Source organism: Tetzosporium hominis, assembly GCF_002265435.1.
Classification (GTDB): domain Bacteria; phylum Bacillota; class Bacilli; order Bacillales_A; family Planococcaceae; genus Chryseomicrobium; species Chryseomicrobium hominis.
The window spans coordinates 1-256 of record NZ_NOKQ01000382.1; the positions used below are offsets into that span (position 1 = coordinate 1).

Below are 256 nucleotides of genomic sequence, written 5' to 3' on the forward strand. Positions count from 1 at the left end.
CGACGCTCTTCCGATCTAGCATTAATTCTCGGTCTTGCTGGCGGCGTCAGCCTGGGGCCGGAACATCCGATCATGACCGTCAATATCGCCCTTGCCGTCGCCATTGGCGCTCGTCTGTTACCGCGCGTCAACCGAATGGAGTGGACTATTTTAGCCTCTGCCGGAACCATCGGCGCGCTGTTTGGCACACCTGTTGCGGCGGCATTGATATTTTCGCAAACCTTAAATGGCAGTAATGAAGTTCAGATCGGAAGAG

General features: G+C 55.1%; 1 protein-coding gene. It reads left to right on the plus strand.

The genetic code is table 11. The features are described from left to right. Window positions 1–256, plus strand: a 256-nt coding sequence (locus CF394_RS16395) for a chloride channel protein (protein ID WP_207761755.1), incomplete at both ends; no start/stop codon positions are given.